Annotated in this window: 9 protein-coding genes; 7 read left to right on the top strand and 2 right to left on the bottom strand. The window is 73.4% G+C overall.

Features of this window, described 5'->3' with window-relative positions; translation table 11 throughout:
- Positions 1-337: 337 nt before the first annotated feature.
- The 4 genes from WDV06_RS15965 to WDV06_RS15950 all read left to right on the top strand — a co-directional run bounded on the left by WDV06_RS15965 (position 338) and on the right by WDV06_RS15950 (position 4,842).
- Positions 338-1,327, top strand: coding sequence for a malate dehydrogenase (locus WDV06_RS15965; RefSeq protein WP_395510405.1), 990 nt, complete (start codon positions 338-340; stop codon positions 1,325-1,327).
- A gap of 136 nt (positions 1,328-1,463) precedes the next feature.
- A complete protein-coding gene (locus WDV06_RS15960; protein WP_395510404.1) occupies positions 1,464-3,233 on the top strand; it encodes a hypothetical protein in 1,770 nt (589 codons plus the stop codon).
- Complete coding sequence (locus tag WDV06_RS15955; RefSeq protein ID WP_395510403.1) at positions 3,223-3,597, top strand: hypothetical protein; 375 nt, start codon at positions 3,223-3,225, stop codon at positions 3,595-3,597. Before WDV06_RS15960 ends, WDV06_RS15955 begins: the two co-directional genes overlap by 11 nt.
- Positions 3,598-4,014: 417 nt before the next feature.
- Positions 4,015-4,842 carry a hypothetical protein gene (locus WDV06_RS15950; protein WP_395510402.1) on the top strand — a complete coding sequence of 276 codons (828 nt, stop codon included), beginning with the start codon at positions 4,015-4,017 and terminating at the stop codon, positions 4,840-4,842.
- Between the two features lie 13 nt (positions 4,843-4,855).
- Here WDV06_RS15950 and WDV06_RS15945 read toward each other — a convergent pair whose 3' ends face one another.
- A complete protein-coding gene (locus tag WDV06_RS15945) occupies positions 4,856-5,359 on the bottom strand; it encodes a carboxymuconolactone decarboxylase family protein (protein ID WP_395510401.1) in 504 nt (167 codons plus the stop codon).
- A 46-nt stretch (positions 5,360-5,405) separates the two neighbouring features.
- On the opposite strand from WDV06_RS15945, the gene pdxR reads away from it, so the two are divergent.
- Positions 5,406-6,821 (top strand): MocR-like pyridoxine biosynthesis transcription factor PdxR, encoded by a 1,416-nt coding sequence (gene pdxR, locus WDV06_RS15940; protein WP_395510400.1) that lies wholly within the window; start codon positions 5,406-5,408, stop codon positions 6,819-6,821.
- Here pdxR and WDV06_RS15935 read toward each other — a convergent pair.
- Complete coding sequence (locus tag WDV06_RS15935) at positions 6,802-7,227, bottom strand: ATP-binding protein (RefSeq protein WP_395510399.1); 426 nt, start codon at positions 7,225-7,227, stop codon at positions 6,802-6,804. The two genes, pdxR and WDV06_RS15935, sit on opposite strands and share 20 nt — an antisense overlap.
- A gap of 108 nt (positions 7,228-7,335) precedes the next feature.
- Here WDV06_RS15935 and WDV06_RS15930 point away from each other — a divergent pair, with 108 nt between their 5' ends.
- Positions 7,336-8,163, top strand: coding sequence for a helix-turn-helix domain-containing protein (locus WDV06_RS15930; RefSeq protein WP_395510398.1), 828 nt, complete (start codon positions 7,336-7,338; stop codon positions 8,161-8,163).
- Positions 8,160-8,351: a DUF397 domain-containing protein gene (locus tag WDV06_RS15925; protein ID WP_395510397.1), complete on the top strand. Its 192-nt coding sequence runs from the start codon at positions 8,160-8,162 to the stop codon at positions 8,349-8,351. The genes WDV06_RS15930 and WDV06_RS15925 overlap by 4 nt, the downstream gene beginning before the upstream one ends.
- The last annotated feature ends 9 nt before the right edge of the window (positions 8,352-8,360 follow it).

The following is an 8,360-nucleotide window of genomic DNA, read 5'->3' as shown; positions in this document are numbered from 1 at the left end:
CCCCCCCCCCCCCCCCCCCCCCCCCCCCCCCCCCCCCCCCCCCCCCCCCCCCCCCCCCCCCCCCCCCCCCCGCGCCGGGCCCTCGAAGGGCCCCCGAAAGGGCGGATTTCCACCCTGGAGTACAGGCCGCGCGCCCGTTCGGACCTTGGAACCGGGGGTCGTGTGCCGTGGACCACAGGCACCGGGGGGTTGGGGACGTCTCGGGTCGGATAGCCTGACCGCGGATGTCTCTTCACGTCAAGATTCGCAGGACAGGGAAGCGGCGTCCTCCCCAGTACATGGGACCCAGCACATGGGGCGGGGACGCCCCACCGCCAGCTGTCTAACGGAGAAGGCCATGACCCGCACTCCCGTGAATGTCACCGTGACCGGCGCCGCCGGCCAGATCGGCTACGCGCTGCTCTTCCGCATCGCGTCCGGCCACCTGCTCGGCGCGGACGTGCCGGTCAAGCTCCGCCTCCTGGAGATCCCGCAGGGCATGAAGGCCGCCGAGGGCACCGCCATGGAGCTCGACGACTGCGCCTTCCCGCTGCTCAAGGGCATCGACATCTTCGACGACCCGAACCAGGGCTTCGACGGCGCCAACGTCGCCCTCCTCGTGGGCGCCCGCCCGCGCACCAAGGGCATGGAGCGCGGTGACCTGCTCTCCGCCAACGGCGGCATCTTCAAGCCGCAGGGCAAGGCCATCAACGACCACGCCGCGGACGACATCAAGGTCCTGGTCGTGGGCAACCCGGCCAACACCAACGCGCTCATCGCGCAGGCCGCCGCTCCGGACGTACCGGCCGAGCGCTTCACCGCGATGACCCGCCTGGACCACAACCGCGCGATCTCGCAGCTCGCGAAGCGCACCGGTGCCGACCTCACCGAGATCAAGCGCCTCACCATCTGGGGCAACCACTCGGCGACCCAGTACCCGGACATCTTCCACGCGGAGATCGCCGGCAAGAACGCCGCCGAGGTCGTCAACGACGAGCAGTGGCTGGCCGACACCTTCATCCCGACCGTCGCCAAGCGCGGTGCCGCGATCATCGAGGCCCGTGGCGCGTCCTCGGCCGCCTCCGCCGCCAACGCCGCCATCGACCACGTCCACACCTGGGTCAACGGCACCGCCGCCGGCGACTGGACCTCCATGGGCATCCCCTCGGACGGCTCCTACGGCGTCCCGGAGGGCCTGATCTCCTCCTTCCCCGTCACCTGCAAGGACGGCAAGTACGAGATCGTCCAGGGCCTGGACATCAACGAGTTCTCCCGCAAGCGCATCGACGCGTCCGTGGCGGAGCTCGTCGAGGAGCGCGACGCGGTCCGCGAGCTCGGCCTGATCTGATCCCCTCGCGCTGATCAGCGGGTTCACTCGCCCGCCTGATCAGTACGAACACCCTTGCGCCCCGGCCAAACCAGGCCGGGGCGCTTTGGCGTGATTTCGCCTGTCGGTTCATGTAAGGGCTCAATAAGGTCGGCCGGTGACCGACCACCTGATTCCCCCTCAGCCCGGCGGCGATCACCCGGCGGACCCGCGCGACGGACGTCCACCGGTCCACCCCTCCATCAGCGAGGCCGGCCGGCTGCTGTGCGCGGGGACCTACCTCGACGGCAGCTACCGCGATCGGGTGATCGACGAGCTGTACGTCCACGAGGAGCGGATCGCCGCCCCCTCGTACGGGTTCGACGCCACCCGCGTCCTGGCCCACGCGCTCCGCGCCCGGCGCGTCGAGCTCGCCTGGGCCGCCGGGATCATCGGCGCGTGGTTCGTGGGATCCCTGCTGACCAGCGGCGCGCTCGCCCTGCTGCTCGTGCCCTTCCTGCTGCTGAGCCTCGCCAACTGGCTCCGGCGCCGTGGCAACCCCTTCCTGCGCTTCCTGGCCTTCGTGCTCAGGGTCTACGTCTGGCTGACGGTGCTCCTCGGCCTCCTCGGGCTGCTGCTGGCCGGCACGATGTCGGGGAGCCCGGGCGGCTTCTTCGACGACTTCCTGCCCTTCGGGTCCGGGAGCTCCAGCGGCTACCGCGGGTACGACGGCTACAGCGGGTACAGCGGCTCGGGCGGCGGCGGTTCGGGCGACTCCACGGCCCTCTTCCTGTGGCTGCTGCCCCTCGTCTTCGCGGGCCTCGTCACCCTCGTCGCGCTCCAGCGCGGCCACGGCGCCCGGATCGTCTCCCGGGAGCTCAATCCCACCCGGTACGCCGACCAGTCCGCCGACCCCGTCACGGAGAGCCCGCGCTTCGCCCGCGTCCGCGACCGGATCCGGGACGAGCAGCGCTCGGCGCTGATCATGTACGACATCAACGAGCCGTTCACCGGAGCCGGGGAGCCGTACCGGCCCTGGCAGCTCTCCGTCGAACTGCGCCCCCGCGACGACCTCGGTGTCGACTGCAAGCCGCAGCCCGTCTCCAACGCCGACATCCTGCGGCGCGTCGTGCCCCTGCTCCAGGCGCTGCGCGTCCCGTCGCCGCACGGCTCGCCGCAGGCGCAGGCCGGCGTCCTGGACCGGCTGCGCGAGCTGGTCGTGGACGAGTGCGTCTTCATCCCGGCCGCGGGGTTCCCGCACCGGGACCGGGCCGGGCAGGCGCGGGCCCAGTTCACCGCCCACCGCCTCGGGGCCGTGGAGGAGGGCGGCGAGCGCCGCCGGCACTTCCTGCGCATCCGGGTCGGCGGCTGGGACGAGAACCTCGTCGTCACCGTGTTCGTACGGGTCCACACGCAGGGCGGCATGCTGATGCTGGAGGTCGCCCCGCACGTGCTGCTCCCCGTACGCACCGACTTCCAGAACGCGGACGCGGAGGCCCAGCGCTTCCTGAACAACACCTGGCTGGGCAAGGCGGTGGCGGCGCTCGTGGCCACCCCCGGATCGTTCTGGGGAGCCGTGGCCACGCTGGGCCGCGGGGTCGCCAGCTGGTGGCGGATCGTCACCGGTGGCCACGGTGGCGCCCGGCCCGAGGGGCCGCGGCTGTCGGTCCGGGAGATCGCCTCCATGGACGACGGCTCCCTCTTCCACCTCATGGACCTCGACCGGTACCTGAAAACGATTCAGGACCGGGTGGTCGGCGGGGTTACCGTCGCCCTGCACGAGGCGGGCTGGCACACCGCGGAATTCGCGCAGCGCGCGGTCCACGTGGCCGAGGGCGCCACCTTCATCCAGTCGGTGAGCAACAGCGCGTTCAGCGTGGGCGGCACCGGCCACCACAACACCGCCGGGGGCGGTACGAGCGGCAAGGGGAGCAACGGTGGTAAGTAGCGGGAGCGCGGAGCGGCCGGTCCGGATCGGCGACGTCAGCAACAGCGCCTTCAGCATCGGCGGCAGCAACAACACCAACACCGTCCACAACGGCGCCGCGGAGGACCGGCCGCCCACGGCGGCCGAACTGCTGCGGGCCGTCCGGGACCTGCGGGTCGAGCTCGTGCAGCTGCCCCGCAGCAGCGGGCGCGGGGACCTCGACGCGGAACTGGAGGACGCGGCGGCCGAGCTGGAAGGGGCCGGGGAGATCCGGCCCGGCCTGGCCGCACGGCTGCGCGGGGCGCTGGAACGGTGGGCTCCGCTGGTGGAGACGATGAGCGCGGCCACGGCGCTGGCCGGGCTGCTCACCGGGCTGGGAGGCTGACCGGTGTCCTCGGCCGACGACACCTGGTGGAACCCGCGCACCCAGCGCTGGGAGCCGGGCCCGGAACCGACCCGCCCGGCGGAGCCGGAGTACGCCCCCGCGCCTTCGCACGAACCGGGCCCTTCACGCCCGCCGGAGCCGCCCGGCCCGGCGCAGCCGACCCGTCCGGCGGAGCCCGCAACCCCGGCGGGGTCTTCGGGCCCGGCGCAGCCGGACAACCCGGCGGCCCCGGAGACCCCCGGCGGGCCTTCGCGTCCGGCGGAGCCAAAAGCTCCGGCTGAGCCTTCGCATGCGGCGGCGGCCGGACACGCCGGGTGGACGGGGCGGGACGGGTACCCCCGTGGGGCGGCGACGCCGCCGGGCGCCGGGGAGGAGCCCGGTCGGCGCGGGGCCGCGGCCTCCGAGGCGCCCACGCAGGTGCGGCAGCCCGCGTGGTACGAGCAGCCGGCCGGCCAGGGGTGGGCCGCCCAGCCCGCCGCCCCGGACGCGGGGCTGCCGCCGCTGCCGCCCCCGCCCGTGCACGCCGGGCGGTTCCCGCCGCCCCCGCCGCCGCCCCCGTACGAGGAGGCCGGCCGGGCACCGCAGTGGCGGACCCCGCTGCTCGTCGGGGTGGTCGCGGCGCTGGTCGGCGGAGCCTCCGTCGCGGCGTGGATGCTGATCGGCGGCAAGGACGACCCCGCCGCGGACGCCCGCCCGCCGGCCCGCTCGGCCCCGGCCTCCGCGACCCCGCAGCCCGGTACGCCCTCCACGGGCGCCCCCGCTCCGAGCCCCACCCCGTCGGGCACCCCGAGCCCCTCCGCACGCCCCGGATTCACCGTGGTGCGCAACGAGGACGGTTTCTCGGTGGCCGTCCCCGACGGGTGGGGGGCCAGCCACGAGCAACAGGGCAACGGGGCCTTCTACCGCCCGCCCGGCGGGGACCACAGCGCCCTGCTCCAGATCTTCCGGATCTCGGAGCCGCGTTCCACCGGCTCCTGCGAGCTGCTGCGGATGTCCTCCGAACGGCTGGGCAGCGGCACCCCCGCCTACCAGCAGGTGTCCCTCACGCCCGTGGACGGCTCCGCCTGCGAGCTGGTCTACGAGTACGACAGCGCGGAGTCCCACGGCCGACGCCGCGGCATGGAGCGCATCGTCACCGCCCCGGACGGCAACCGCTGGGCCCTCCTGGCGGCCGGCCCGGCCACCGACGCCACGACGACCAGGGCCAACCTGACGGCGGCCCTGGACTCCTTCCGGCCGGAATAGCGGCCGCCGGACGTCAGCGCTTGAGCGACCCCGGGGTGTAGTGCCCCGGGGACAGCCGGGTGGTGACGGCGAACCGGTTCCACATGTTGATCATGGCGATGGCCGTAATCAGCTGGGCCAGTTCGGCCTGCTCGAAGTGCTTGGCTGCCTTCTCGTACACCTCGTCCGGGACGAAGCCGTCCGTCAGGACGGTGATGGCCTCGGTCAGCTCGATCGCCGCCAGCTCCTTCTCCGTGTAGAAGTGCTTCGACTCCTCCCACGCGCTGAGCTGGACGATCCGCTCGACGCTCTCGCCCGCCGCGAGGGCGTCCTTGGTGTGCATGTCCAGGCAGAACGCGCAGTGGTTGATCTGCGAGGCACGGATCTTGACCAGTTCGGCGATGGTCGGGTCCAGGCCCTTCTGCGTGGCGGCGTCCAGCGCGACGGCGGCCTTGTAGGCCTCCGGGGCCAGCTTGAACAGCTGCATGCGGGGGGTGTGCTCGGCGGCCAGTTCCGTGGTCTTCGTCTCGTTGCTCATGGGTCCACCGTACGGAGCGGACGGCCCGCCGATATGGTCCATATCCATGACGGATTCGTGGGCCACTTACGGCGCCGACCTGCACCTGGACCTCTCCTCCGTGGCGGCCGGGGAACGCGGCCTGCGGGCCGCGCTCACCGAGTCCCTGCGGGAGGCCGCCCGCAGCGGGCGGCTCGCACCCGGCACCCGCCTGCCCTCCTCCCGCACCTTCGCCGCCGACCTCGGCATCGCCCGCAACACCGTCGCGGAGGCCTACGCCGAGCTGGTCGCCGAGGGCTGGCTCACGGCCCGCCAGGGCTCCGGCACCCGCGTGGCCGAACGCGCCCGCCCGCGCCGCGCCCCGGCCCCGCCCCGGGTCCGCCGCCCCGCCCGCCGCGGCCCCGCGTACAGCCTGGTGCCCGGCTCCCCCGACGTGGGCGGCTTCCCGCGCGCCGGCTGGCTGGCGGCGGCCCGCCGCGCCCTGACCGACGCCCCGAACGACGCCTTCGGGTACGGCGCCGACACCCGCGGCCGGATCGAGCTGCGCGAAGCGCTCTCCGGCTACCTGGCGCGGGCCCGCGGCGTCTACGCCGACCCCGACCGCATCGTTTTGTGCGCCGGCTTCGTGCATGCCGCCCGCCTCCTGGGCCAGGTGCTGCGGGGCCGCCGCGTGCGGGAGATGGCGGTCGAGGGCTACAGCCTCGACCTGCACCGGAACCTGTTCACCGACGCCGGGCTGCGCACCCGCCCGCTCTGGGTGGACGAGTCCGGCGCCCGGACCCCGGACCTCGCCGGGCTCGGCCCCCGCGTGGGCGCGGTGCTCCTCACCCCGGCGCACCAGTTCCCCACCGGCGCGGCCCTCACCCCCGAGCGGCGGGCGGCGGCGGTGGACTGGGCGCGGACCACGGGCGGGCTGGTCCTGGAGGACGACTACGACGGGGAGTTCCGCTACGACCGCCAGCCGGTCGGCGCGCTCCAGGGCCTGGACCCCGACCGGGTGGTCTACCTCGGCACCGCCAGCAAGTCCCTCGCCCCGGGGCTGCGGATCGGGTGGATGGTGGTCCCGCCGGACCTGCTGGACGAGGTGATGGCGGCGAAGGGCCCGGCCGAGTGGACGTCGAGCGCGCTGGAGCAGCTGACGCTGGCGGAGTTCATCACCTCGGGGGCGTACGACCGGCACGTACGGGCGATGCGGCTGCGCTACCGGCGCCGGCGCGACGAACTGGTGGCCGCGCTGGGCGGACGGGTCCCCGTCTCGGGGATCGCGGCCGGACTGCACGCGGTGCTGGACCTCCCGCCCGGCACGGAGCGCGCGGTCGTCCGGGCCGCGGCCTGGCAGGGCGTGGCGGTGGAGGGGCTGGAGCGGTACCGGCACCCGGACACGGAGATGCCGATGCGGGAGGCGCTGGTGGTCGGCTACGGAACCCCGGTCGACAGTGCCTGGACCCCGACCCTGGAGGCCCTCACGGCCGCGCTCCCGTAGCGGCCCGCCGTCGGGGGACCACCTCGGCCCAGACGGTCTTGCCGACCACCCGGCCGGTGACGCCCCAGGCGTCGGAGAGCTCCGCGACGATGTGCAGCCCGTAGCCGTGGCCGTCGCCGGCGGGCCGGAGGTCGGGCTGCCGTCCCGCGTGCGCGTCGGACACCTCCACCCGCAGCACCCCGTCCAGCCGCCTGAGCCCGAGCTCGAAGTCGCGCCCGGGTACGGAGCCGTGGGTCACGGCGTTGGCCGCGAGTTCGGCGACCACCTGGGCCACCCGGTCGGACTCGTCCCCGCCGAGCGGGAAGTCCCACCGGCACAGTTCGAGCACCGCCAGATGCCGGGCGAGGCGTGCGCCCCGCCGTGTGCTGCTGAACCGCTGGCGCCATTCGTTCCCTGCGTTGGACATGCCGCCGCTCCTCTCCGTAGTCGTGCAACTACTGGGCAGGTTCAGCGTGGCCGCTCGCAGGGAAGCATTCAACGTGCCAGGGGAGGACAGGAAGTTGGTGGGAGCCTCGTGAACATCAAGGAACTGAACCCGGAGAGTTCGCCTCAGGCCGCCTTCGGCGCGCACCTGCGCAGCTCGCGGGCGGCACGCGGGTGGCGGCAGGAGGAACTGGGCGAGCGGATGGGGTATTCGAGCACCCACATCTCGGGTGTGGAAACTGGTCGCAAAGTGCCGACCTTGCCGTTCGCGCGTAGTGCGGACAGGGCGCTCGGGACAGGGGATGTGTTCGAGCGCGAGTGGCGGGAGATGCGGCACGGCAGCCTGCTGGAGGGTTTCCCGGAGTTCGTGGCGTACGAGGGGCGGGCGGCGGAGATCCGGCTGTACGAGGTCGGTGTAGTCCCGGGGCTGTTGCAGACCCGGGAGTACGCGACGGTGCTCGCCGAAGCGGCGGTCAAGCGTGGGGCGATCACACCGGAACAGGCCGCGGAACGGATCGCGATGGTGACGGGCCGGCAAGCGTCCCTCGTGCGGCGCGCGGCGCCTTTGATCTTCGTGGTGCTCGACGAGAGCTGCCTGCGCAGGCCCATCGGCGGTTCGGCCGTCATGGACGCGCAGTTGGCGCACCTTATGGAGTTCGCTGAGCTACCGAACACCGTGCTCCAGGTAGCGCCGTTCGACATGGGGGAGCGGCGGCCGTTCGACCTGCCGGTGACGGTGCTCACCCAGCCGGACCGCACGCTCATGTCGTATGCCGAGTCCGCCCAACGGGGCTACCTTGAAAGGGAGAGCACTGCGGTCCTGCCGATTTTGACGGCCTATCATCAGCTCCAGGCAGAGGCGCTGTCCCAGGCGGCTTCCGTGGCCATGATCAGCACGTTGCGAAAGGGCACCCCGTGACGACCTCGACCGAGTCACCCTGCTGGTTCACGTCTTCGTACAGCAACAACGGCGGCCAGTGCGTGGAAGTCGCCACCAACCTCCCCGGCGTAGTCCCCGTCCGGGACTCCAAGACCCCCGGCGGGCCGGTGCTCACCTTCCGGGCGGAGGCGTTCGCGGCGTTCGTCGCGGGTATCAAGGCTCCCTGACGGGGTCCC

Origin of the sequence: Streptomyces racemochromogenes (assembly GCF_044129415.1) — a bacterium.
GTDB lineage: Bacteria > Actinomycetota > Actinomycetes > Streptomycetales > Streptomycetaceae > Streptomyces > Streptomyces racemochromogenes_A.
Note: the sequence above shows the minus strand (reverse complement) of the source record. Positions and strands in the feature narration are given on the sequence as shown.